21 protein-coding genes are annotated in these 24,349 nt (G+C 63.3%); 12 read left to right on the top strand and 9 right to left on the bottom strand.

Going from position 1 to position 24,349, the window contains the following annotated elements:
* Window positions 1-168 precede the first annotated feature (168 nt).
* Entirely contained in the window at window positions 169-2,124 is a 1,956-nt protein-coding gene (locus FV139_RS10970) for a flavin-containing monooxygenase (protein ID WP_148068463.1), read from the top strand.
* A 129-nt stretch (window positions 2,125-2,253) separates the two neighbouring features.
* Window positions 2,254-3,384, top strand: coding sequence for a helix-turn-helix transcriptional regulator (locus FV139_RS10965; protein ID WP_148068462.1), 1,131 nt, complete (start codon window positions 2,254-2,256; stop codon window positions 3,382-3,384).
* Window positions 3,385-3,592: 208 nt separating this feature from the next.
* Here the strand turns inward: FV139_RS10965 and FV139_RS10960 are convergent, their stop codons facing one another.
* Window positions 3,593-5,233: an amidohydrolase family protein gene (locus tag FV139_RS10960; RefSeq protein ID WP_148068461.1), complete on the bottom strand. Its 1,641-nt coding sequence runs from the start codon at window positions 5,231-5,233 to the stop codon at window positions 3,593-3,595.
* A 111-nt stretch (window positions 5,234-5,344) separates the two neighbouring features.
* Between FV139_RS10960 and FV139_RS10955 the strand changes: the two genes are divergently transcribed.
* Window positions 5,345-6,484 carry a D-2-hydroxyacid dehydrogenase gene (locus tag FV139_RS10955; protein ID WP_148068460.1) on the top strand — a complete coding sequence of 380 codons (1,140 nt, stop codon included), beginning with the start codon at window positions 5,345-5,347 and terminating at the stop codon, window positions 6,482-6,484.
* 18 nt (window positions 6,485-6,502) lie between these two features.
* Here FV139_RS10955 and FV139_RS10950 read toward each other — a convergent pair whose 3' ends face one another.
* The 3 genes from FV139_RS10950 to FV139_RS10940 are packed head-to-tail and all read right to left on the bottom strand — an operon-like array spanning window position 6,503 to window position 9,939.
* Window positions 6,503-7,885 (bottom strand): hypothetical protein, encoded by a 1,383-nt coding sequence (locus FV139_RS10950; RefSeq protein WP_148068459.1) that lies wholly within the window; start codon window positions 7,883-7,885, stop codon window positions 6,503-6,505.
* 12 nt (window positions 7,886-7,897) lie between these two features.
* The gene (locus FV139_RS10945) at window positions 7,898-8,752 is read right to left on the bottom strand and encodes an SDR family NAD(P)-dependent oxidoreductase (RefSeq protein WP_148068458.1); all 855 of its coding nucleotides are present in this window, start codon (window positions 8,750-8,752) and stop codon (window positions 7,898-7,900) included.
* Complete coding sequence (locus FV139_RS10940; RefSeq protein WP_235898622.1) at window positions 8,749-9,939, bottom strand: sulfotransferase family protein; 1,191 nt, start codon at window positions 9,937-9,939, stop codon at window positions 8,749-8,751. Before FV139_RS10940 ends, FV139_RS10945 begins: the two co-directional genes overlap by 4 nt.
* Window positions 9,940-10,107: 168 nt before the next feature.
* Here FV139_RS10940 and FV139_RS10935 point away from each other — a divergent pair, with 168 nt between their 5' ends.
* The 8 genes from FV139_RS10935 (at window position 10,108) to FV139_RS10900 (ending at window position 18,522) form a co-directional block, all read left to right on the top strand.
* Window positions 10,108-10,743, top strand: coding sequence for a TetR/AcrR family transcriptional regulator (locus FV139_RS10935; protein ID WP_148068457.1), 636 nt, complete (start codon window positions 10,108-10,110; stop codon window positions 10,741-10,743).
* A 227-nt stretch (window positions 10,744-10,970) separates the two neighbouring features.
* Window positions 10,971-12,233: an efflux RND transporter periplasmic adaptor subunit gene (locus tag FV139_RS10930; protein ID WP_148068456.1), complete on the top strand. Its 1,263-nt coding sequence runs from the start codon at window positions 10,971-10,973 to the stop codon at window positions 12,231-12,233.
* Window positions 12,234-12,296: 63 nt separating this feature from the next.
* Entirely contained in the window at window positions 12,297-13,019 is a 723-nt protein-coding gene (locus tag FV139_RS10925; RefSeq protein WP_148068455.1) for an ABC transporter ATP-binding protein, read from the top strand.
* A complete protein-coding gene (locus FV139_RS10920) occupies window positions 13,016-14,329 on the top strand; it encodes an ABC transporter permease (RefSeq protein ID WP_148068454.1) in 1,314 nt (437 codons plus the stop codon). The genes FV139_RS10925 and FV139_RS10920 overlap by 4 nt, the downstream gene beginning before the upstream one ends.
* Before the next feature lie 9 nt (window positions 14,330-14,338).
* Window positions 14,339-15,574: an FtsX-like permease family protein gene (locus tag FV139_RS10915; RefSeq protein WP_148068453.1), complete on the top strand. Its 1,236-nt coding sequence runs from the start codon at window positions 14,339-14,341 to the stop codon at window positions 15,572-15,574.
* 6 nt (window positions 15,575-15,580) lie between these two features.
* Complete coding sequence (locus FV139_RS10910) at window positions 15,581-16,933, top strand: sigma-54-dependent transcriptional regulator (RefSeq protein WP_148068452.1); 1,353 nt, start codon at window positions 15,581-15,583, stop codon at window positions 16,931-16,933.
* Between the two features lie 15 nt (window positions 16,934-16,948).
* Entirely contained in the window at window positions 16,949-18,262 is a 1,314-nt protein-coding gene (locus FV139_RS10905; RefSeq protein ID WP_148068451.1) for a sensor histidine kinase, read from the top strand.
* 14 nt (window positions 18,263-18,276) lie between these two features.
* On the top strand, window positions 18,277-18,522 hold the full coding sequence (locus tag FV139_RS10900; RefSeq protein WP_148068450.1) for a DUF2164 domain-containing protein: 246 nt from the start codon (window positions 18,277-18,279) through the stop codon (window positions 18,520-18,522).
* 35 nt (window positions 18,523-18,557) lie between these two features.
* On the opposite strand, the gene FV139_RS10895 is transcribed toward FV139_RS10900, so the two are convergent.
* The 5 genes from FV139_RS10895 to FV139_RS10875 all read right to left on the bottom strand — a co-directional run bounded on the left by FV139_RS10895 (window position 18,558) and on the right by FV139_RS10875 (window position 23,114).
* Window positions 18,558-20,426 carry an N-acyl-D-amino-acid deacylase family protein gene (locus FV139_RS10895; RefSeq protein WP_148068449.1) on the bottom strand — a complete coding sequence of 623 codons (1,869 nt, stop codon included), beginning with the start codon at window positions 20,424-20,426 and terminating at the stop codon, window positions 18,558-18,560.
* A gap of 72 nt (window positions 20,427-20,498) precedes the next feature.
* The gene (gene arsB, locus FV139_RS10890; RefSeq protein ID WP_148068448.1) at window positions 20,499-21,557 is read right to left on the bottom strand and encodes an ACR3 family arsenite efflux transporter; all 1,059 of its coding nucleotides are present in this window, start codon (window positions 21,555-21,557) and stop codon (window positions 20,499-20,501) included.
* Between the two features lie 19 nt (window positions 21,558-21,576).
* A complete protein-coding gene (gene arsH, locus FV139_RS10885) occupies window positions 21,577-22,296 on the bottom strand; it encodes an arsenical resistance protein ArsH (RefSeq protein WP_148068447.1) in 720 nt (239 codons plus the stop codon).
* Complete coding sequence (locus tag FV139_RS10880; protein ID WP_148068446.1) at window positions 22,293-22,766, bottom strand: arsenate reductase ArsC; 474 nt, start codon at window positions 22,764-22,766, stop codon at window positions 22,293-22,295. The genes arsH and FV139_RS10880 overlap by 4 nt, the downstream gene beginning before the upstream one ends.
* 15 nt (window positions 22,767-22,781) lie before the next feature.
* Complete coding sequence (locus FV139_RS10875; RefSeq protein ID WP_148068445.1) at window positions 22,782-23,114, bottom strand: ArsR/SmtB family transcription factor; 333 nt, start codon at window positions 23,112-23,114, stop codon at window positions 22,782-22,784.
* A gap of 231 nt (window positions 23,115-23,345) precedes the next feature.
* Here FV139_RS10875 and FV139_RS10870 point away from each other — a divergent pair, with 231 nt between their 5' ends.
* Window positions 23,346-24,191: a cupin domain-containing protein gene (locus FV139_RS10870; protein ID WP_148068444.1), complete on the top strand. Its 846-nt coding sequence runs from the start codon at window positions 23,346-23,348 to the stop codon at window positions 24,189-24,191.
* The last annotated feature ends 158 nt before the right edge of the window (window positions 24,192-24,349 follow it).

The following is a 24,349-nucleotide window of genomic DNA, read 5'->3' as shown; positions in this document are numbered from 1 at the left end:
TAGCACAGGCTGGGGAAATGACACGCCGGGCGGCATGGTTCATCTATTTGGAGGATGTGCCTGCCGCACCGGGCCGCCATCATCGCCACACTCGCAGTTCACCGCCGGCTGTGGGATAAGAAACCCTATAAGAATTTGATCGCCATTCGATCGACCAAGGAGCACCGCATGCTCGAGCACCTGAAGGCCTCGGTAGAGCCCATTACCGAGAGCGCAGACACCATCGCCCAGTCACTGTGGGAACTGAATGTACCGTCCCTGCTGATGACCCTGGTCCACCTGACCGGCGACACCAGCGTGCTGCAGCGCTACCGCTCGCCGCGCATGATCAGCGTCGTCGAGGCGGGCGCCAGCGGCGAACAACTGATGGAAGGTGGCTACACCCGGGAAGAGGCGGCTCAGGTCCACGAGGAACTCCTGGACGCCATTGCCGCCTACCGGGCGCGGGGCGGCAGCCTGCCGCAACTGGATGACAGCGTGGTAAGCGCACTCTACCGCTTCTTGTGCGGCCACGAACTGGACGAGCGCTACGAGGCGTTCATCCGCGAGGAGATCGCCCTCGACGGCGTCGACCAGCGCGGCCTGAACCTGGAGACCGCGGCCCTCAAGGAAGCCGGCCGGAATTTCCCGGTGGTCATTATCGGTGCCGGCATGGGCGGTGTGCTGGCAGGAATCCGCCTCGGGGAGGCGGGCATTCCCTACACTATCATCGAGAAGAATCCCGGGGTCGGCGGCACCTGGTTCGAGAACCACTACCCGGGCTGTCGGGTGGATGTTCACGGCCATAGCTACAGCTACTCCTTCGAGCCAAATCACGACTGGAGCAGCCACTTCCCGTTGGCGGACGAAATTCGCGCCTACTTTGACCGCTGCGCAGAGGACTACCGCGTCAAACCGAACATTCGCTTCAATACCGAGGTGACAGCCGCGCGCTGGGATGAGGCAGCGGGCAGCTGGCTGGTGGAAGTCGCCGATGCCAAAGGGCATTCACAAACACTGACCGCCCGCGCCCTGATCAGCGCCGTAGGCCAGCTCAACCGCCCCCGCCTGCCGGACATCGCGGGCATCGAGACCTTCGCTGGCCCCCTGTTCCACTCCGGCGCCTGGCCGGAAGGGCTGGACCTGGCCGGCAAGCGGGTGGCAGTGATCGGTTCCGGGGCCAGCGCCTTCCAGATCATTCCGGAACTGGCCGGGACCGCGGGGGAACTCACCGTATTCCAGCGCTCTCCGGCGTGGATGTTCCCCAACCCCGGCTACCACACCGCGGTGGGCAAGGGGCAGCAGTGGGCCCTGAAAAAACTGCCCTACTACAGCAAGTGGTACCGATTCTGGCTGTTCTATACCTCGGTCGAAGGCGTCTACGACAAGACGCTGGTGGACCCTGCGTGGCATGACGCGCACTCGGTCAGCGCCGCCAACGACGAGATGCGCGAGGGCCTGACGGCATGGATCGAATCCCAGGTGCACGACCCGGCCCTGCTGCAAAAGGTCCTGCCCACCTACCCGCCCTTTGGTAAACGCATCCTGCAGGACAACGGCACCTACCTGGCCGCCCTGCAGAAAGACAACGTGTCGCTGGTAACCGAAGGCATCGAAGCCATAGAGCCGTCGGGGGTGCGTACAGTGGACGGCACCCTGCACGCCGTGGATGCCATTGCCTGCGCCACGGGCTTTTACGCCGACCGCTTCCTGTTTCCGATGCAGATTACCGGCCGCGACGGGATCGGGCTCAGCGAGCAGTGGTCCGAAACCAATGGCCGGGCCTACCTGGGGATTACCGTGCCCAATTTTCCCAACCTGTTCTGCATCTACGGCCCCAACACCAACCTGGTGGTCGCAGGCAGCATCGCCCACAATGCCGAGTCCCAGGTGAATTACATCCTGCGCAGTATTCGCCTGCTGCTGGAGCAGGGGCACCGCGCCATGGAGGTGAAGCAGGAAGTCCACGACGCCTACAACAACAAAGTCGACCGCATCAACGCGGGAACGGCCTGGGGCTGGGAGGGCGTCAACAACTGGTACAAGAACGAGGCCGGCCGGGTCACCGCCAACCTGCCCTTTCGCATTATCGACTACTGGCAGATGACCAAGCAGCCCGATCCAGCGGACTACCGCTTCAGCTGACTATCGTTTCAACTGAGTACGCGCTGTAACAGGCGCGGGCCTTCGTGGTAGTTTGGTCCGGCGGCAACCGTCCTGCGGGGCCAATACGGTTGCAGGCGCCCCGCTGCAGAAAACGGACCCGAAACCGCCATGAACCTGTCACTGGACACCTATAACAGCCTGCTGGAAGCCCTGTATAACGGTGCCCGCGAAACCTCACCCTGGACGGATTTCCTGCGCCAGTTGAGCGGCCTGACCGATGCCCGGCTCACGGTGCTGAACCTCGCCCGACCGCAACCGGGTGACCCCGGTGTCCTGTTCATGAGCGACGACCTGTTCGACAGTGAACACCAGCTTCAGTACGCCAACGACTTCTCGGCGCTGGACCCCTTCGTCAACCTGCCTCCCGGAGAGGCCATCACCCTGGAGGAGGTGGTGCCCCTGGGCGAACTGAGACAGACACCCTACTACCGCGAGTTCATGCAGCCCTCGGACCTGGTGCAAATACTGGGCATCGACGTGCCCAGGGAGCACGGGCCGGGCATTTTCCTGCGTGCCCTGCGCGGCGAGGGAAAGCCAGCGTTCGGTGACACGGACCGGAAACTGTTCAACCTGCTGGGCCCGCACCTCAGGCAATTGCAAAGCTGGCTCGACCAGACCCGGCGCCAGGGTTTCGAACTGGGTATCTACGACAGCGTCGCCAGCCGCCTGGAACTGGCCACCGTCTTGCTGGACCGCGAAGGCCGTATCCTGCAATGCAATCCGGTGGCCCGGGCCCTGCTGAGCAGCAGCAGGCTGATCGGTGATCGCAAGGGCAAGCTGACAGCCCTCCGCCGGGGAGACCAGGGCCGCCTGCAGGCCCTGTTGCAGGAGAGCGGACAGGGCCGCAGCACCCCCTCCCTGGCCCCGGCTCTGCGCCTGGGGGATGAAGACCCGGCTCAGGACCTCTACCTGGTCATCAAGCCACTGGCCGCTGACAAGGGCGCTGGTGTGCACCCGGAAGAAGGCGGCCCCCACCTGGCGGTTTACATCAGCACGCCCGAGATCCTGAGCCCGGAACAACAGGGCCTGTTGCAACAGCTGTTCGATTTCACTCCCAGCGAAGCCCAGCTTGCCATCGCCCTGGCCAATGGCATGAGCCTCGACCAGATCGCCGAGGAACGCTGCGTCACCCGCAATACCCTGCGCACCCACCTGCGCGGCACCTTCCAGAAAACCGGGGTCAACCAGCAGTCCGCCCTGGTGAGCCTGGTGCTGCGCAGCGTCGCCGGGCTGGGCTAAGGATTCGACCGCTCGGATATCAGCCTGGGTGAGGCCGGCAGCCTGACCGCCACCCTCTGGGGCAAGAACCTGCCCGACGAGTTCTACCGCCAGAGCGGCATCGGGGCCTTCGAAGGGATTAGTTTTGCCGGCATGGTCTACAATCCTCCGCGGATGTACGGCTTCAACCTGGACTACCGCTTATGAGGCGGCAGGCGCTTGCGGCGGATCAGGCCCCGGCTTCCGCCGCTTTTTGCGCCGCAACCAGTTCGCGCACGTCCTCCAGCAGCTTGTCCTTGTCGAACACAATGCCGTCCCGAATCACGTAGCGAATGCCCTCGGTGCGTTCCAGGGTGTGGCTCTGCTCGTCGAGCTTCAGGTGCCCGGTGCCATAGAGCACCTTGAAGTTGGCCACCGGGTTCTCGTTCACGATCACCAGGTCCGCCCGTTTGCCGATCTCCACGCTGCCGATTTCATCCTCCATGCCCAGCAGTTCGGCGCCGTTGAGGGTCGCCGACTTCAGCACCTCCAGCGGGTGAAAGCCCGCCTCCTGCAGCAGCTCCAGCTCGCGCACATAGGCAAAGCCGTAAATCTTGTAGATGAAGCCCGCATCCGAGCCCACGGTAACCCGGCCACCGGCGTTCTTGTAGTCGTTCACGAAAGTCATCCAGCGCTGGTAGTTGCGCTTCCAGGCCACCTCGTCGGCCGTGGTCCAGTCAAAGAAGAAGGAACCGTGCACCTCGGGGCTCGGCTCAAAGGCACGGGCGATGTAGGGCATGGTGTACTCGTCGTGCCAGGGCGCATGGCGCGCGCGCATGACATCCCGGGCGGCCTCGTAAATGGTGAAGGTAGGATCGAGGGTAAAGTCCAGCGAGATCAGTTCATCGATCGTCGCCTGCCAGCGCTCGGAGCCAGGAGGCGCGGCCTGCAACCACAGGCGACCCGCCTGGCCGAAGCGATCCTGCTCATTGCTGTAGTTGTAGTCGTAGGGGTAATCCTGGATGACACGCTCCTCGAACATGGCCTCGGGTAAACCGTACCAGTGCTCCATGCTGTCCAGGCCCATCCGTGCGCTGTCCAGCACATTGGTGCCCGTGACTGACAGTTGGGAGTGGTGGTAGGCCGTCTTCATACCGAGCTCGCGCGCCTCGTCCATGGCCGCCTCGATCAGGTCCGGCGCGGCGCCGAGGAATTTGATGCCATCGGCGCCGCGCTTGCGCACGGCGCGCACCCACTTGCGTGCTGCATCGGGCGATTCCATGGCCTCGGGGAACATGGAGTGCACCACCATGCGCGGCGCGCTGATTTCCCCGCTGGCACTGCGCTTCTTGTGGTCGAGGGTCCAGCCGAGACCCATCATGGCGCCGACGTCACGCACTGTGGTGACACCGTGGGCCAGCCACAGTTTGAGCACGTACTCGGGATCGGTGAGCGACCCCGCCGGCGCGTGAGAGGGCGTACCGAGATGGGCGTGGGCATCGATCAGTCCCGGCAGGACATACTGGCCACTGGCATCGATGACCCGGCTACCAGGCCCCCAGTCGTTGCTTCCCCCGTGAATGCCTGCCGTGCCGCCCCCCTTGATATCGGCGATACGATCGCCCTCGATGACAATGTTGACCGGCCCCCGCGGAGGCGCGCCGGTGCCGTCGACCAGGAAGGCGTTCTCTATCACCAGACGCTCGAAAGGCCCTTCGCTTTCATCACCACGCGGTGGTGCCGTGCGCGGCGCGGCAACGCCGCGGGCGAGCACGCTGGTTATCGCTTCCTCTCCCGGTGTGACCTCTTCCGCCCCAGCCTGGGAGGACAGAACGGCGGCGCAAGCGGCGGCAAGAGCGAGAACGCGCAGGGGCGCGGTAGCGTGTTTCATGGGATCATTCCATTGTTGCGGTGCGCAGACTATAGCACTGCCGCTCGCGGTCAACGCAAGGAGTGCCTATGCTAGGGACTCATGCCAGCCACCTGAACGGAAACGGGGACAATGCGCAAAACAATGACCAACCTGGCCCTGGCCGCCACCATCGGCCTGACCGCCGTTGCCACCAGCGCCACGGAACCAACGCCGGAGGCCACCCGGGTTATCAAGGAGCATCAGCTGCGCGAGACGGCATTGCCTTTAAGGGAGCACAAGGGCTGGCGGCCGCGCAAAGTGGTTGTCTCCCTGCCCGCAGGCTTCACTGGCAATACGCCTGACGTGGAGCTGCAACTGAAGCGCGCAGCGGGGAGTATCGAATTGGTCATCGACCGCTCAGGCAACTGGGGGGTGGACCCGGAGCTGCTCCAGGGTGCCGACGCTGTCATTGGTATCTGTTCTGAGCGACTGCTTAAGGCAGCAGACTCCCTGTTCTGGCTGCACAGCTACCCGGTTGGGGTCGACGGCTGTTCCGGCGCCGATGAGCGCCTGTTCGAGGGCAAGGTGTTCAGTAACAGCCAGCGTCTGTCGGGCCCGACCATCGCCGAACACACCATTGGCATGCTGATGAGCATTGCCCGCGCCCTCCCCGCCTACCACCGGGCCCAGCTGGACAACGACTGGAACCGTGGCATCGCCGGCCAGGAGCGCTTTGGTGAGGTCGCAGGGAAAACCATGCTGGTGGTGGGTCTCGGTGGCATCGGCACAGAAGTCGCCCAGCGCGCCCACGGCCTTGGCATGCGGATCATTGCCACCCGCAACTCGTCCCGCGAGGGTCCGGACTTCGTCGATTACGTGGGACTGGCGGATGAACTCGGCGAGCTGTCAAAGCAGGCCCATGTGATCGTCAACGCCCTGCCCCTGACCGACGAAACCCGCGGCCTGTTCGACAAGGACTTCTTTGCCGAAGCGCGGCCAGGGGCGATTTTCATCAGCGTTGGTCGCGGTGGCAGCACAGTCACCGACGACCTCGTTGCGGCCCTGCGCTCCGGGCAGGTGTACGGAGCGGGCCTGGACGTGACCGACCCGGAACCGCTCCCGGACGACCACCCATTGTGGCAGATGGACCGGGTCATCATCACACCCCACGTTGCCGCCAGCGGCGGTGACGCGCGCCTGCGCACCATGATCATCGCCCTGGAAAACCTGCGCCGCTACGTGGCCGGGGAAAAGCTCCTCAGCCCTGTGGATATGGTGCGCGGCTACTAAGGCGAACCCCGACGCATTTCAGAATACGCGGAAGCGGCGCTGTACGTGCCGCTGCCGCAGTGCAATCGCCGCCCGCCGCTGTGCGGGACTCACCTCCGGCGTGTCCGTGGGGAAGCAGTCGCGTACCCCGGACAGTTTGACGACCCGCGCGCTGATGGTCGGCCATTGATCTTCGGGAGGTAGCGTACTGTAGGCCCAGCGATGCGACAGGTAACCCCGCGGCAGTCCGGTGGTATCCACCCAGTTGGGCACGCCAGGGTCGCGATGGGCCACCACCCAGCGCTGCACCCCACCCTCACCCATGTGCATCTGGAAGCCATTGAGACTGCTCTGGTGGTTGGCGTAATCCGGTGACTCGCCCCACAGGTTGCCCAGGTGCATGCCGGTGTACACGGGCTCGCCGTGGTAGCGGGCCTCGATATACAGGGCCTCATCCTCGGCCAGGTCGAATATTCCGCCCGCATAGATATTGGTGCTCATGCCACCACCGGTATCGCCGGAGGCGGCATTGGGTGAGTTGTAGCTGTTGACCGGCATGAAATAACGCCCGTCACCTTCGTGGGTGCCATTGCAGTTGAGTACCCGGTCGTAGAAGGCGAGCCAGAAGCGCATCTGTCCCTGCACCACGTCGCCGAGTTTTGTCAGCGATGCTGCCGCCCGCGCGGGGTCGAGGGCCGGCGGGTGCTCGCCTTCGGTATCCAGGCAGGTAATGGTCAGCGGGACCGCCTCCTCGCGCTCCCAGTCGTAGAACAGCTGCCGCCCGCTGATATAGGTGGCGTAGCGATCGCCGCCCCCGGGGTCCTTTGAAGCCGGCGGTTTGCGCGTGCAGATAAAATTGCCCTGGTAACCGGCAGGCAGCTCCGGCCCCAGCAGGATTTCCAGTTCACCGTTTTCGCCCACCAGCAACTGCGAGGTATCGAGCGTGCCGAAACCGGTGCGGGAACCGGGCATCAGCTCCCGCAGGTCACCGGTATCGCCGGCGAGCTGACCATTCTGGGTCTCGAAAATCAGGTACTGCGGCGCCAGCGGCCCGCGAGCCGCCCGGGGTTCGCCGCGCCAGTGGCGATGGTCCGGCAGGGCCGCGTGCACCCGGTAGCGTTTACGACCATCGATCGCGGCATAGAAGTAGATGGCGTCGGCATTGTCGATAGTGGACTTGTTGTACACCGACAGCGCATTGCGAAAGGCGGGGTAATCCGGGTCTTCAAAGAAGCTGCGCTCGATGGCGTGATGCATAAAGCCGGCGAGGTAGCGATAACCCTCGGCGAGATTGCGATCCGAAGGCGGCGGGGGAAAACACGCCGGATCATCAATCACATCCCGAGCGGCCTGCAAACCTGTCAACATCTGTTCCCAGGCGGCGTGCAGTTGCTGACGGGCCTCAGTATTATTGTCTGTCATGCTATCTGCTCCCTATTGCCAGTCGCTGTCGATATCCGCGGGCAGGAAGGCGTCTCCCAGCTCGGTCACACCATCCAGGCCGTAGACCTTGCGGCCCAGGGCATGCAACAGCTGGCGGCTGTACGCCACCTGACCAATGTGGCGTTCACTGCACAGTGCCAATGCTGCCTCCGCCATGGTCTCCACGGGCTCGGCCCAGTCGGGGTGGCGGCGGGCGATATCCCGCACCTGTTCTGCCCCGGGGGTCAACACAATGCTTTCCGGAGCCAGTGAATTGACGCAGACACCGTCGGCTGCAACCTCGTGGGCCAGGCCTTCCGAGTAACGATTGAGTGCTGCCTTGGTCGCCCCGTAGGCGGCGATCACCTGGGCGGCGATGGCAGAGTCTCGATAGGGCACCTTGGGCTGCTCGCAGGTCGCGGAGCTGATGTTCAGAATCCAGCCGTGGCCGCGCTCGCGCATGCCGGGCAGGACTTGCTGGGCGAGGTCAATCGGCGCGTTGAGGTTGAGGTCGTACATCATGTTGCGCTGCTCCAGCGTCACCGCGCTGGGCAGTGCCATCTTCCCCGCCGCGGCATTGTTCACGAGGATATCCAGCGGCCCCAGCGCCTCCTCGGCCCGGGCGACCAGTTCTGCCCGGGCGGCGATATCGCTCAGGTCGCAGACCAGGGGAACGGCCCTGCCACCGGCAGCGGTTATCGCGGCCACCGCCTCCTCGAGCGTGCCCGGCAGGCTACCGTGGCTTCCCAGGCGGGAGGCACAGAGTGCTACGCTCGCTCCCTCTGCGGCAAAGCGGCGGGCGATCGCCAGACCAATGCCGCGACTGGCGCCGGTAATCAGTGCGGTTTTTCCCTGTAATCGATTCATGCTGTGGCTCCTTGTTGTTGTTCTGCCTGTTCTTTCATCGCATGCCGCGGCCAGCCATAGCGTTCGAACTCCTCGCCCAGCTCCGACTCGATACGCGACGGTGAAAGTTCGTAGTCATCGATACTGTATTCAAAGCGTGTGCTGTGGGCGCGCTCCCTGTCTTCCTGGGCCAGCAACCAGGCATCGAAGCTATCGCTATAGGGTAGTTCCAGGGCGCGGTAGATGGCCTGTACCGTCGCCCGGGGCCGGGAGGTGAGTTCACGGTAATCGACAAACAGGTGCGGGGTATCCGGATGCGCCGCCAGCACCGCCCGCGGATTGCGGAAGGAATCAAAGGAAATTTCGGTCATGACCCTCAGGGAGTCCGCGTACTGTTCCGGCGTCCAACCCTTGCCGCGCCAGGACACCTCCAGCAGCTTGAGCGTGCTGGGAATGCATTGGTGGGGGTTGCGTACCAGCACCGCGATGCGGGCGTCGGGGAAGGCTTCGATTAGCGCCCCCACCCAGCCGCACATCACCGGGTTCTTGCTGAGGTGAATACGGTTGCCGCCGTTCAGCAGCAACTGGCGTTTTACGCACTCACGGTAGTGGTGCAGCCAGCGACGCCGCTTGCGGGCCGGCATCTGGTCGACATGGAACTGGTCAATCCTGTGCATCAGCGGTACGTCCAGTGCCCACTGCTGGGTGACGAAAGCGGCGCGCATGACAAACTGGTCTTCCTCGGCGTTCCACAGGCTCATATCGTGAATGTGGCGGTACTTGCCAAAGGTGCGCTCGTCCCAGGCCTTGAGGCGGCGCAGGCAGGGCCCGCCCAGCCAGGCGTCCACGCGCCCCAGGGCGCGAATGAGCTTCTTCTGCAACAGCGAGGGAAAGAACAGCTCCCAGTACAGGAAGTAACTGAACGTATCGCCGTCTCCCGCTAACAGGCGGTGGGCCAGGGTCGTGCCGGAGCGGGCGTGCCCCACAATGAACACGGGCCGCTCGACCTGTTGGCGCCACAGGCGGGGGAACAGGAGGTAATCCAGCAGGAAGCAGAGTGAATGGAACAGGGTCGCCAGCGGTACCAGCACCAGCAGGCGCAACAGCATCCGCGGCCGTCCCGACCAGTCCTTGAGGGACCAGACATGGCGGAGAACCCGCCCGTAATACTGCAGATCAAAATACACGACGACCCATCCTTCGTTCACCTTTGGAGTACCGGCAGACTAGGGCTCGGGGAAAGCGTGAACAACTGGCATTCCAGCATCGGGACAACGCACGCAAGCCACTGAAAATGCACTGGTTTTAGAGACACGCAACGGGCACACTGGCCTTCACTTACATTTTTAATAACAACATCGCCGCGACAGACTGCCATGAGCGAGAAACAACCACCCCGCGCCCGCAAGCGCCCCCGCCAGAGCCGCTCGCTGCACACCATGCGCGCCATCCAGGAAGCCTGCCTGAAAATCCTCGATACCGAGGGCGCCGACCGCCTCACCACGGCGCGTATCGCCGAGGTAGCCGGGGTGAATATCGCCTCCCTGTACCAGTACTTTCCCAACAAGGAGGCCATCCTCTCCGACGTCTACGAAGCGCGCATGGCGGAATTGCTGACCCAGGCAGCCGAGCGCTTCCAGACACTGCAGGCCATGGCCGACCACTCGGTGGCAGACACCCTCGCCGCCATCATCGACATGGAGTGTGACCAGTTACTGGCCTTGCAACAGCTCGACCCAGCCTTCTTCCGCGAATACCAGCACAGCTTTGACATCCACCAACGGGTGGACGAACTCACCCAGTCGCTGGACAACCCCTCCTTCGAGGAATGGCTGGAATGGTGGCTGCGGGACAAGGGAGTGGCGGGCGACCCCGCCTATCGCGCGCTGCTGTTGCGCCAGACCCTGCGCGGCAACCTGTCCCAGGCGATGCGGGAACAGCCCGCGTTGCTGGATGATCCGGCCTATCGCCGGGAACTGGTGCAACTCATGCTCAGCTACCTGAGGGCGTGAGGGCTGTCCGAAGTGTCCGCTCACTGTCCGCTCACCACCGGATAAAGTGTCCGCCGCGGCCTGTGTCCGCCGGAGCCACCTCCGGGCAGCCCCTAACACACAAAGCCCACAGCAACCTAACCCCCTGTTTTTATTGATTTTATAAATAAAAACCAGGAACTCATCAGCGCGCAGCAAGACGCTGGCACGGCTCCTGCTATACCCGGTGACACACAGTAGAGGTCACCATGATCAAAGACACCACCGCACAGGACACACGCATCACCCGGCCGGCCTTTCCCTGGCTGCGGGCAGCGAGCATCAGCCTGGTACTGCTGGTGGGAGCGGGCACCGCGATCACGGTCGCGGCGCGCTGGCTCAGTGGTGAGGTCGTGGTAAAGAATGAACGCCTGCGCATTGCCGAAGTCCGGGCGGGGGACCTGCTGCGGGACGTCTCGGTGTCCTCCCGGGTGGTGGCCGGTGTCAGCCCGACCCTCTACGCACCCAACGCCGGCACGGTGACTTTTCACGTACGCCCCGGTGACCACGTGGACCAGGGCGCTGTGCTGGCCAACATCGACAGTCCCCAGCTCACCAGCCAGCTGGCCCAGGAACAGGCCAAGCTGCAGCGCCTGGACATCGACGTCAAACGCCAGGCTATCCAGAACCAGAAGAACGACCTGGTAGCGCGCAAGGATCTGCAGCAGGCGGCGGTCGCGCTGGCAGCAGCGGAGCGCGAACACCAGCGCAACAAGCTGGCCTGGGACCGGGGCGCTATCAACGAAGTCGACCTGCGTCGCGCAGAGGACGAGCTCAGCAGCGCGCGAATCGCGCACGACCACGCGGTGGAAGAGGCCAAACTCAACCGCGCATCCAGGGAATTCGAACAGCGCACCCGGGAACTGGAATTACGGCAACAGGCCCTGCTGGTGGAAGAACTGGAGCGCCTGGTGTCCGGGCTGAAAATCCGCGCGCCCATTGCCGGGATGGTCGCCAGCCTGTTGGTGGCCGACAAGACCTCGGTGGCGGACAACAGCGCCCTGCTCAGTGTGGTGGATCTCAGCCAGCTGGAAGTAGAAGCACAGGTGCCGGAAATCTATGCCGACACCCTCGGCCTTGGCCTGTCCGCCCAGGTGAAGGTGGGGCCCGCCGAGTACCCGGGCACCGTCACCAGTATTTCTCCGGAAATCGTCCAGGGACAGGTGGCCGCACGCATTCGTTTCGAAGGCGACCTCCCGGAAGGGTTGCGCCAGAACCAGCGATTGCAGACCCGGCTGCTGCTGGATGAGCACCGCGACACCCTGGTGCTGACCCGCGGCCCCTTCGTCCAGGACGGTGGCGGGCGCATCGCCTACGTGGTCCGCGATGGTTACGCCGAGCGCAGCAGTATCGAAACCGGCCTTACCAACAGCAGTGATGTCGAAATAGTGTCCGGCCTGAACCCGGGTGACCAGGTGGTGATTTCCAGCCTCGAGCCCTTCCGCAATGCCGAGCGGGTACGCCTGGACTGACACAGTACCGAGACTTTACCAACACCCATGCATTCAAACCCCACAGACTCAAAGGACCAGCCCATGCTGAGCATGCAAGACCTGAGCAAGGTATACCGCACCCACCTGGTGGAAACCCACGCCCTGCGCGAGTTCAGTATCCACGTCGAGGAAGGGGAATTTGTCGCTGTTACCGGTCCCTCTGGCTCCGGCAAGACCACCTTCATGAACATTGCCGGGCTACTGGAAGAACACAGCGGCGGCCGCTACCAGCTCGACGGGGTCGAGGTATCCGGCCTGTCGGACCGGGAGCGCTCTGCCATGCGCAATGAAAAACTCGGCTTCATTTTTCAGGGTTTCAACCTGATTCCCGACCTCAACCTGTTCGACAACGTGGATGTGCCCCTGCGCTACCGCGGCTTTGGGGCGAAGGAGCGCAAGTTGCGAATCGAGCGGGCCCTGGAGCAGGTGGGCCTGGGTTCCCGGGCTCGCCACTACCCGGCGGAGCTGTCCGGCGGTCAGCAGCAGCGGGTCGCCATCGCCCGGGCCCTCGCCGGCGAACCCCGCATCCTGCTGGCAGACGAGCCCACCGGTAACCTGGACAGCGCCATGGCCCGGGCGGTGATGGAAATCCTGGAGGGCATCAACGCCGCCGGCACCACCATTATCATGGTCACCCACGACCCCGAGCTGGCGGCGCGCGCCCGGCGCAACGTGCACATCATCGACGGCCAGGTGACTGACCTGCAGAGCAGCTTTGCCGACAGCGCTCTCGGCGTGTCAGCTCCCCGGGAGAGTGCCGCATGACCCGCTACTACTTCTGGCTGGCCGCCAGGAACCTGAAGAACAGCCCCTGGCTGAGCGGCCTGATGGTGCTCGCGATCGCCCTCGGCATCGGCGCCTTCATGACCTCCTACGCCATCTTCCACGCCATGTCGGGAGACCCCATACCCCACAAGAGCCATCAGCTGTTCTCGGTGCGGCTGGACAACTGGGATCCGGAGGACGCGTATTCCGAGCCCAACGAGCCGCCGACCCAGATGACCTACCGCGATGCCCGCTACCTGGCGGAGGCCGGCAAGGCCCGCTACCAGACGGCCATGTTTCGCGTCGGCATGGCGGTGCAACCGGGCAACCCCGATATCAAGCCGCTGCTGTCCCACGGCCGCATGACCTACAGCGACTTTTTCGCCATGTTCGAGCCACCCTTTCTCTATGGCATGCCCTGGACGCGGGCGGAAGACGGCGCGCGCAGTACCGTAGTGGTACTGTCGCGGGCAATGAACGAGCGAGTCTTTGGCGGAGAAAACAGCGTTGGGCGGCAGCTCCGGATGGACGACGGTGAATACACCGTGGTCGGTGTACTGGACACCTTCGACCCGCTGCCGCGCTACTACGACCTGATCAATACCGATCCTTTCGGTGACGGCGATGACTTCTACCTGCCCTTCACCCTCAACGACACGCTGAAGAAGCGACCCAACGGCAACAACAGCTGTTACATCGACCCACCGGAGGATAGCTACCAGGGCTACCTCGACTCCGAGTGCGTGTGGGTGGCCCTGTGGGTGCAGCTGGACTCCGAAGCCGAGCGCCGGGATTACCAGACCTTCATCGACAACTACGTGATGGAGCAGAAACGCCACGGTCGCTTTCCACGCCCCCTGAACAACCGACTCGACGACGTCATGGACTGGCTCGATAACCAGGGCGTAGTGGACGAGGACACCCGGATCCAGGTGGGCCTGTCCTTTGCCTTCCTGCTGGTCTGCCTCCTCAACACGGTGGGACTCATGCTGGCCCGGTTCCTGCGTCGCGCCGGGGAAGTCAGTGTGCGCCGCGCTCTTGGAGCCAGCCGCCGGCAGATATTCCAACAGTACCTGACCGAGTCGGCCGTTCTGGGCATCGCCGGAGCGCTGGTGGGCCTGGTGTTCGCCGCGCTGGGACTGGCGGTGGTGCGGGGCCTGGCACCGCATATCGCCGCGGTAACCCACCTCGATCCGTCCCTCGGCCTGTTCGCCCTGACCGTGTCAGTCTGCGCTGCACTGCTGGCCGGCATTTACCCCACCTGGCGCGCGTGTCGCATCGCTCCCGCCGCGCAACTGAAAACCCAGTAGGAAGCCACCATGGAAATTCGCCCCATATTCTCCACCATTCTTCGCAATCCGGTCGGCCTGGTGCTGATCGGCCTGCAGGTGGCCCTGACCCTGGCGATTGTGGTCAATGCGCTGCACATCATTGGTACTCGCCTGGACAACATGCGGGCCAGTGCCGGCATCGATGAAAACAATGTCCTGATGATCAGTAGTACTGCGTTCAGCGTCGACGACAAACCACTGGATATTGCCCGCACCGATCTCGACTACCTGCGCTCACTGCCTGGGGTGGTGAATGCCATGGCGGTGAACACCCTGCCCATGACCGGGAGTGGCTGGTCCACCCAGGTGGAAGCCGCAGAAGACCCGGACAGTCATGACATCGCGACGGCGATCTATTTCGCCGACGAGACCCTGGTAGAGACACTGGGCCTCGACCTGATCGCCGGACGCCCCTTCCGCGCCGGGGAGGTCACTCCCTTCAGCATGGACGACAACCTGCGTCCCCCCGTAGTCATAGCCAGCGCAGCGGCGGTGCTCGACCTGTTTCCTGACCTGGAGCGACCCGAGGACGCCCTCGGACGACTGATCTGGAACGGTGACGAGAACGATCGTGCAGCCAGTGAAATCATAGGAATCGTCGACGGCATCAAGGCGCCCTGGCGCGGCTTTTCCGTGAAAATCTTCGACCACGTTACCTTCGTCCCCCACATCCCGACATTTGATAAATCCGCGCGTTACGCCATCCGCAGCGAGGCCGGCCAGCTGGACAAACTGGCGGGGAACGTGCGGGAGCAGCTGGCCGCTCAAAATCTGCGCCGGGTCGTCGGCGAGCCCAGGACCTTCCCGGAAGTTCGCGAGCGCTTCCTGCGCGGCGACAAATCCATGGCTGTGATGCTGATTGCCGTGGTCGTGCTATTGCTGCTGGTGAACGTACTGGGTATCGTCGGGCTGGTAAGTTTCTGGGTGACACAGCGCACCAAGCAAATCGGCACACGACGCGCCCTGGGCGCCACGCGAGGCAACATTCTGAGATACTTCCTGATCGAGAACGCCCTGATCACCAGCGTCGGCGTGTTGCTGGGCGCCGTGCTGGCCATGGCCCTGTCCAACTGGCTGGCCAGTGAATTCTCGGTACACAGGCTGCCCTGGTATTACCTGGCCTACGGTGCTGCGTTGCTGAACGCCCTGGGCCTGTTCGCTACCTGCCTGCCCGCCCTGCGTGCCGCGGGGATCGCCCCGGCCATCGCCACCCGCAGCGTGTAACGGGCCATGGCGAAATCCATCCTGGTCATCGACGATAACGCAGCGGTCTGCCAGGCCCTGGAGCTGCTGTTCGAGCTCGAGGGCTGGACTACCGTGAGCGCCGCCAGTCCCGAAGCGGGACTGGCACTGCTGGAGGAGCGCGATGTCGACCTGGTAGTGCAGGATATGAATTTCCACGACGACACCACTTCCGGCGAGGAGGGCGTGCGGCTGTTCCACGACCTCCGCTCACGCCAACCGGACACGCCGGTCATCCTGCTGACCGCGTGGACCCATCTCGAATCGGCTGTGGAGCTGGTTCGCGCCGGCGCCGCCGACTACCTGGGCAAGCCCTGGGACGACCGCAAGCTGGTCACCAGCGTGCGTAACCTGCTGGAACTCGGCGATGCCCGTCACCAGCTGCGCGCACTCTCCGACCGCCAGCGTTCGGCGCGGCAGGCGCTGGCTGACGAGTTCGACCTCGGCGATCTCGTGTTCGCCGACAGCGCCAGCGAGAACCTGGTGCGGCTGGCCTGCCAGGTGGCCCGCTCTGACGTGCCGGTACTGATCACCGGCCCCAATGGCGCCGGCAAGGAGCGTATCGCCCAACTGGTACACGCCAACTCGCGGGTCGCCGCAGGCCCCTTTGTCTCGGTCAACTGCGGGGCGCTGCCGAAAGACCTGATGGAAGCCGAACTGTTTGGTGCGGAAGCGGGCGCCTACACCGGGGCTACCCGGGCCCGTGTGGGCCGGTTCGAGGCGGCTGACGGCGGTACACTGTTCCTGGACGAAATCGGCAACCTGTCGCTGGAAGGCCAGATGAAATTGCTGCGGGTACTGGAAACCGGTCAGTTCGAGCGCCTGGGCTCCAACCGCACCCGGCAGGTCACCGTGCGCGTCGTGTCTGCCACCAATGCCGACCTGCCCTCGATGATTGCCAGCGGGGATTTTCGCGAAGACATTTACTACCGCCTGAACGTGATCGAACTGGCCCTGCCACCCCTGGCGGCCCGGCCCGACGATATCCTGCCCCTGGCCAATGCCTTTCTCGGCGCGGACAAACGCTTCAGTCCCGCGGCCGTAACCGCCCTGCGCGAGCACAACTGGCCAGGCAATGTGCGAGAGCTACGCAATGCAGTCACCCGCGCCAAGTTGCTGTGCGAGGGACCGGTGGTAGACGCGAGGGATCTCGGCCTCTCGGCACCCCCTGCCGCACACCGGACCGACGTCACCCTGGCCAGCACCCGCGCCGAGCCCACGCGGGAGGAGATCGAGCAGGCCCTGTTGACCACCGGCGGCGTGGTCGCCCAGGCAGCCCAGCAACTCGGGCTGTCACGTCAGGCACTGTACCGGCGTATGGAGCGCTATGGCCTGCATTGACTTCGGCGCTCCACCGTGAAACGCCTGTTGCTCTGGCTGGGCTTGCTGGCGGGCGCCCTCGCCGTGCACGCCCTGCTCGGCCTGTGGCTCACCGGGCTGCCGCTGTGGCTCGCCACGGCCGTGACGCTGCTACCGTTCGCCCTGCTGGCACGCAGGCTGGAGGCCACGCCCTACCGCCAACAACTGCGGGCCCTGTCGAGCATGATCGCCGGCTGGCGCGACAGTGACTTTGCCCTGTCCATCAGCGCCCCCGATTCTCCCGAGCTCGACCACCTCACCCGGGAACTGAACGCCGTGGGCACCCTGTTGCGGCGGGAGCGACACAGCCTCGTCCAGCGCGAGCTGCTGCTGCAGACCGTGATCCAGTCAAGCCCGATGGCGGTGATGCTGTGCGACAGTGACGGCCATATCGTGTTGGCGAACGTCAAGGCGCGACAGTGGTTTGGCCGTCAGGGCCAACTGGAGGGCCATACCCTTGCAGAGGCCTCCAGCGCCCTGCCACCCAGCCTGCAGTCTGCCCTGGAAAAAGACGGTGAGAGCATGTGTACCCTCGGGCAGGAGCCGGACCTCGATACCTTCCACGTCTCCCGCACCCGCTTCGAGCTCAATGGCCAGGCGCACTACCTGATTCTGGTGCGGCCCATGACCCGTGAGCTGAACCGGCGCGAGGCAGCGGTGTGGAAGAAGGTGATCCGCCTGATGAGTCACGAAATCAACAACTCGCTGGCACCGATCAGCTCCCTGGCACACTCCGGCCGCACCCTCGCCAACCAGCACGGCGTGCCCAGCCTCGACCGGGTTTTCGACACCATCGAGAGTCGGGCGCGACACCTCAACGACTTCATCGCCGGCTACGCCCGCTTCGCCAAACTGCCACCGCCACAGCCGGAAGCCGTGGACCTGCGGAGTTTCCTGACACCGCTGTGCGGCGCCCTCGATTGCCAACTGGACATGCCGGCAGCCGGCCAGCACGGCTGGTTCGACCCGGCGCAACTGGAGCAGGTGCTCATCAACCTGGTGAAGAACGCCCTGGAGGCGGGTTCAGAGTCCGGCGATATCAGCGTACACTGGCTGTCCGACCCGGCCGGAGATGTCCTGGAAGTACGCGACCGCGGCCAGGGCATGGCAGCCGACTCCATGGAGCGGGCTCTGCTGCCCTTCTATTCCACCAAGCGCAGTGGCTCCGGACTTGGGCTCGCCCTGGCCCGGGAAATCATGGAGGCCCATGAAGGGTATATCGACATCCGTCCGCGAGAAGGTGGCGGCACCGTGGTCTCGCTCTGTTTTGAGCGCGCCAACCCCGACAACGCATCAGCCATCAACCGGTAGAGACATTCAGCCCCATGCGCGACATTGAATTCAGCACAGTCCAGAAAGAGCGAATGGTCAGCAAGGTCAAAGCCTATTTTGACAGCGAACTGCAGCAGGACATCGGCAGTTTCGAGGCGGAATTCCTGATCGATTTCTTCGTCCGCGAGATCGGCCCCTACTGTTACAACCGAGGGCTATTTGACGCCCAGCAGTTATTCAACGAGCGGGCGGAGGAACTGGGCTACCTGCTACAGGAGCTGGAGCAGCCGGAGGAGTGAATAATGGGGTCAATAATGGGGACCCCGACTAATTCTTAAGCCGCCCGCAGAGCGCGGCCCAGGGTCTGCCTGCCGAGGTCCTCACCCAGCGTCCCGTCCCGCCACACCACCTCACCGCGAATCAGCACGCAGGGGACCACCCCCTCGGGGCGATTGACCATCTGTTCGTGCTCGAAGATGTCACGGTACACCAGCTCACGGGTGTCGTTGGTATCCCAGACCGCCAACTGTTCCGGATCGATCAGGGTGATGTCGGCCTGGGCGCCCGGCTCGATCGTACCGACGTCGAGACCGAAGAAGGCCGCGGGCTCCCGCGTAAGCCGGCGTACGATCGCACTCACGGTATCCAGACCCTTGCGCTGGGCGAGCTTCAGTGACATCAGGTTGGAGTCGTAGAACGCCATATTGGTGATGTGGGCGCCGGAATCATTGAAACCGGGCAAGGCCTGGGGATGCAGGAGGAAATCCAGCGTGGCGCGATTGCCGGCATTGCTGACATCGATCCAGTAGCGGAAATGGCGATCGTACTGGCGCAGCAGTCCGAGCATGAAATCGGCATCATCGGCCACCGGCTCGCTGAAACCGGCAAATACATCACGCTCGGCATCCGAGCGCGCTTCGCCTGTGGCCCCTTGCTGAAAACGACACAGGCGCTCGAACACCGCCTGCAGTGTTTCCCCTTCCCACTCGGGTACCGGCGCGCCGTCAAAGACCATCCGCTCGAGGTCCCGTATCACCAGATTGTCGGGCATGCCCGCTTTCGCTTTCAGGTGGGCAAAGTTGCGACCGCGGCGACCGTGGTGCCAGTCGTGCCGGAACTGCGCCACCCAGGCCGGATCGTTAAGCAGGGCGCGCCGGCCCTCCACATCGTCGTATTCCTTTGCAATCAACTGGCAGGTGGATTCGAGCTCTTCATAGAGAGGGCTGACGATGCCGTCGGACCACACCCGGAAGTTGGTACCCAGGGCCTGAAAGTGAATATTGCCCTTGAACAGGCGGCTGTTCATCAGCCGGGCGAAGCCGAGAAAGGCGTTCGACGCCTTGGGTGCCAGCACAAACTCCATGACGGACAGGGCGGAGGTCTTGAGCGTCTTGCCGAACAGGCGGCCGCTGGTGAGGGCGAAATACCCGAACGCCTTGAGCCGGTTTTCGATAATGGGCGTGGTCTGCCATACCCGGTCGTACTGGCGCACCACCGCCAGCAGGCGCTTCATCTCGCGAAAGGAGGCAAACTGGGTGGGTATGCGCTTGTCCGTGTTGGGCGCGTTGGCCAGGTAGTGGAACGGCAGACCGTCGGTGGACAGGCCCAGGTAGCCCTGTTGCAGCGCTCGCTCGAGCAGCTGCTCCATCTGTTGCAGTTCACCCTCGGTGGGTTCCCGGCTGACGCTGGCCTCCAGGCCCATCACCTCGACCCGCAACATCGAGTGGGGCACAAAGGCAGCCACGTTCGGCCCCAGCGGAATGTCCTCGAAGTGATCCATGTAGTCGCCGGTATTGTCCCAGGTGACTGCATCGACGCTCTTGGCGAGGACTTTCTTGGGAATGTTTTCCACCCGGGTAAAGCAGTCGACTATCGGGTTCTGCTCCCCTTCCAGTTGCTTGCCGAAGCAATTACCCAGGCTGCAGTTACCGAACAGGACGGTGGTGGTGCCGTGGCGGACCACCTCGGGCAGCCCCGGTTCGAGGTCAACCTCGAGGTCGAGATGGGTGTGGATGTCCAGCAGGCCGGGCATCAGCCATTGGCCGCTGGCGTCGATCACCTGCGCCGCCTGCCCCTGTGGCAGGTTGATCCCGCGGGCTGCAACCTTGCCACCGGCAATCGCGATGTCTTCCTGCCGCGGCTCGCTGCCACTGCCGTCAAAAACCAGTGCTCCGGTGATCAGGGTATCCCAGGCCGTGCTCATACCGCGTCCTCTTACTGTTGTTATGGCACGCAGTGTAGAGGAGGTCGCGCATGTACTCCACCCGGACCGGCGTCAACCTTCTGCTACTGGCGGGACTGACTCGTCTGTTGCAACTGGACTGAACCACCCCCGGGTCCGATTGGCAAAGGCCACCAGCGACAGCATCACCGGCACTTCGACCAGGACGCCGACCACCGTGGCCAGGGCCGCACCCGAGTGCAGGCCGAACAGGGAGATGGCCACGGCCACCGCCAGTTCGAAAAAGTTCGAGGTACCAATCATGCAGGCAGGTGCCGCGACTGCGTGCGGCAGCTTCATCCGCAATGCCATGGTGTAGGCGATGGCGAAGATGCCATAGGTCTGTATCAACAGGGGAATGGCAATCAACACAATGGCCATGGGATTGGCGAGGATAGTCTGGGCCTGAAAACCGAACAGCAGCACCACCGTGGCCAGCAGTCCGAGAATCGACCAGGGCTTCATCCGCGCCAGGAAGGCGTTCAGGCGACTGTGGTCATCGGCCCGATCCAGCTTGTGCCGGGTCCATGCACCGGCCAACAGGGGTACCAGGACATAGAGCAGGACCGACAGCAGCAGGGTATCCCAGGGCACATGGATGTCGCTGATACCCAGCAGCAGGCCCGCGATGGGAGCGAAGGCGAAGATCATGATCACGTCGTTGATCGACACCTGCACCAGGGTGTAGTTGGCATCACCCCGGGTGAGCTGGCTCCACACAAACACCATGGCGGTACAGGGCGCCACCCCCAGCAGGATCATCCCGGCGATATATTCACTGGCCGTTTGCGGGTCGACCATGTCGGCGAAGATGACGCGAAAGAACAGCCAGCCCAGCAGAGCCATGGTGAAGGGCTTGATGAGCCAGTTGATTACCAGGGTCAGAACCAGTCCACGCGGGTTGCGTCCCACATCGCGTATGGAACTGAAATCCACCTGCACCATCATCGGGTAAATCATCAGCCAGATCAGCAGGGCCACCGCGAGGTTGACGTGGGCAAACTCCCAGGCGGCAACCATTGCGAACACACCCGGCACCAGCGAACCCGCCGCAATACCGGCGATTATTGCCAGCCCCACCCAGACACTGAGATAACGTTCGAAAATTCCCATGTTCTGCTCCGGTTGGCGTTCAGATCGAGCGCTGGTTGACGCGCTGACTCAGTTGCTCGGCACTTTCCACCCGCTCCGAGTAGCGGTCAACCAGATAGTCCCTGTTACCCCTGACCAGCAGAGTGAACTTCACCAGTTCCTCCACCACATCGACGATACGGTTGTAGTAGGGCGAGGGCTTCATCCGACCGTCGTCGGCGAACTCCAGGAACGCCTTGGCCACCGATGACTGGTTGGGAATGGTAAACATGCGCATCCAGCGCCCGAGCACGCGCATCTGGTTCACGGCATTGAAGGACTGGGAACCACCGCTGACCTGCATCACTGCCAGTGTTTTGCCCTGGGTTGGCCGCACGCCACCGATATTCAGGGGCACCCAGTCGATCTGGCTCTTGAGTATTCCGGTCATGGCCCCGTGTCGTTCGGGAGAACACCAGACCTGCCCTTCAGACCACATCATCAATTCGCGCAGCTTCTGCACCTTGGGGTGCTGATCGTCGCCGCTATCCGGCTGCGGCAAGCCCCGGGGGTCAAATATGCGCGCTTCGGCACCCATGGCGACCAGCAGGCGGGCGGCCTCCTCGACCACCTTGCGACTGTAGGAGACCTCCCTCAGCGACCCGTAGAGCAGCAGAATCCGTGGCGGGTCGGTATCGTCGACAGCCACGAAATCCGCTGTAGCGGGCTTGTGGAATTGCCCCGAATCCACATTGGGCAGGGTTACATCAGCGACACTCATCCTGTTGCTCCTTCCTGTTCGAGGGCCTCTCGCAGTGCTGCGCCCCCGACGCCGTCGCGGGCAAGCCGGGCCAGTATCGCCACGCGGCCTTCGACCTGTTCAATACAGTGGTTAAAGGCCGCCGCCTGGGCCGCGGTATCGCCTTCAATTTTCGACGGGTCACTCAGCCCCCAGTGCATCTTGAGGGCGCCTCCCAGGTACAGGGGGCAGGCCTCCCCGGCGGCGGCGTCGCACACCGTGATTACCAGATCGGGAGCGAACCCGGCAAAATCCTCCCAGGACTGGCTTTGCAGGCCTGCGGTCGAATAACCGGCCTCCGCCAGGTACTTCAGGGTCAGCGGGTGCACCTCCCTCGCTGGCTGGCTACCGGCACTGCGCGCTTCGATGACATCCCCCGCACGCTGCTGCGCAATGGCCTCGGAGAGGATGCTGCGGCAGCGGTTGTGGGTACAGACAAACAGTATTTTCATAAATGTACTCTGAGGTTAATTGCAGGCCGGCACGCTGTCGCTTTGGGCCAGTCGCTCGCGCGCTCCCACCAGGTAGTCCGTGCACGCTGCCGCCGTCCCCTCCAGTACCTGCCGGGACCAGTCCGGCAATTCAGGATGCAGGCGGTAATAGACCCAGCGCCCCCTGCGTTCCCCTTCCACCAGGTCGCAATCGCGCAGTTCCGCCAGGTGGCGGGATACCTTGGGCTGACTGAGATCCAGCGCCACCATCAGTTCACAGACACAAAGCGGCCGGCAATCCGTCAACAGGAGCAGGGACTTCAGACGCGTGTCATCAGACAGGCACTTGTAGAAGGCCAGAGGGGACATCAATTACATGCGATATTTCATATATATGGTTATCCAAATATATAGCAGTCCGAACCTGCCCACCAGCGGCCGCAGAAAAAATCTCACCGGTTGGCGAAGCTCCGATCACCCGGCCACCTCACTTGATATTGCTCAATGTCCATCCCCCCTGCCGCTGCCATACTGGTCACGAGTATCGGACCAAAGTGACAGCGACGGCAGACGGTTTACTGAACCGACATTGGAATTAACATGAGCAGAGATCACATCGAGTTTGTACAGGCCCAGGACCTGGCGTGGGAATCCGACCCCGCCTTTGACGGCCTGCAACGCAAGCTGCTCAGTATCGACCATGAATCCGGAGCCAGGACCCAACTCCAGCGCTGCCCTGAAGACTACCAGCGCGACGACCACCACACCCTTGCCTGTAATGAAGAGTTCTACGTGCTACAGGGCTGCTTCTACCTGAACCACTTTGTTTACTCTCCCGGCTGCTACGGCTTCTTCCCAGCGGGTTTCGAGCGCAGCAAGCTCTACGTCCCGGAAGAGACTGTACTGCTGCGATTTTTTGATCACGAGCCTGCACCCTACGCGGCTGATTCCGAGGCAGCCGACCAGCGCGCTCACGGTCTCGAGGCCATTCCATGCCTGGACACCTACCGTATGTCCTGGGATACCAGCGTCCATGACGTCAAGCTGACTCACCTTGGCCTGGCGCGCAAAAACCTGCGCATCGACCCTGTGACGGGCCAGCGCACCTTCCTGTTCATGACTTCGCCACAATCCCACCCCATCAATTTTCGCGGACACCAGGAGTCCCACCCCACCCCGGAGGAGGCCTACCAGTTGCACGGTGATCTCACCGGGCAGTCGGGAACGATGTACCCCGGGGCCTACTTCTGGCGCCCGGAGTATATACCCCACGGCCCGTTTGGTACCCGGGGAGGAAGCCTCTCCCTGATTCGCTTTGTCGGGGGAGAGCACGTCAATCTGTGGAGTGACGAACAACACGCGTTCAACTACAACGAACCCTACCAACCGGAATTGCCTGACTGGATGGAACGCAAAGGTCGCTTCACACCGGTCCCCAACTATTGAGCGCAGTTCCATTTTCCCGCAGTAACATGCCATCGGGCTTTTATTGACCGAATCACCAGCAGGCACCCTCCCGCACAACACCGCTCTTGCGGCATTCCGATACGCCTACCTGTAGCCAACACGACTTCGAGCTCCCTGCTGACAAGCCTCCTTGCGGC

The organism is Parahaliea maris (genome assembly GCF_008064665.1).
In the GTDB taxonomy this organism is placed as follows: domain Bacteria; phylum Pseudomonadota; class Gammaproteobacteria; order Pseudomonadales; family Halieaceae; genus Parahaliea; species Parahaliea maris.
Note: the sequence above shows the minus strand (reverse complement) of the source record. Positions and strands in the feature narration are given on the sequence as shown.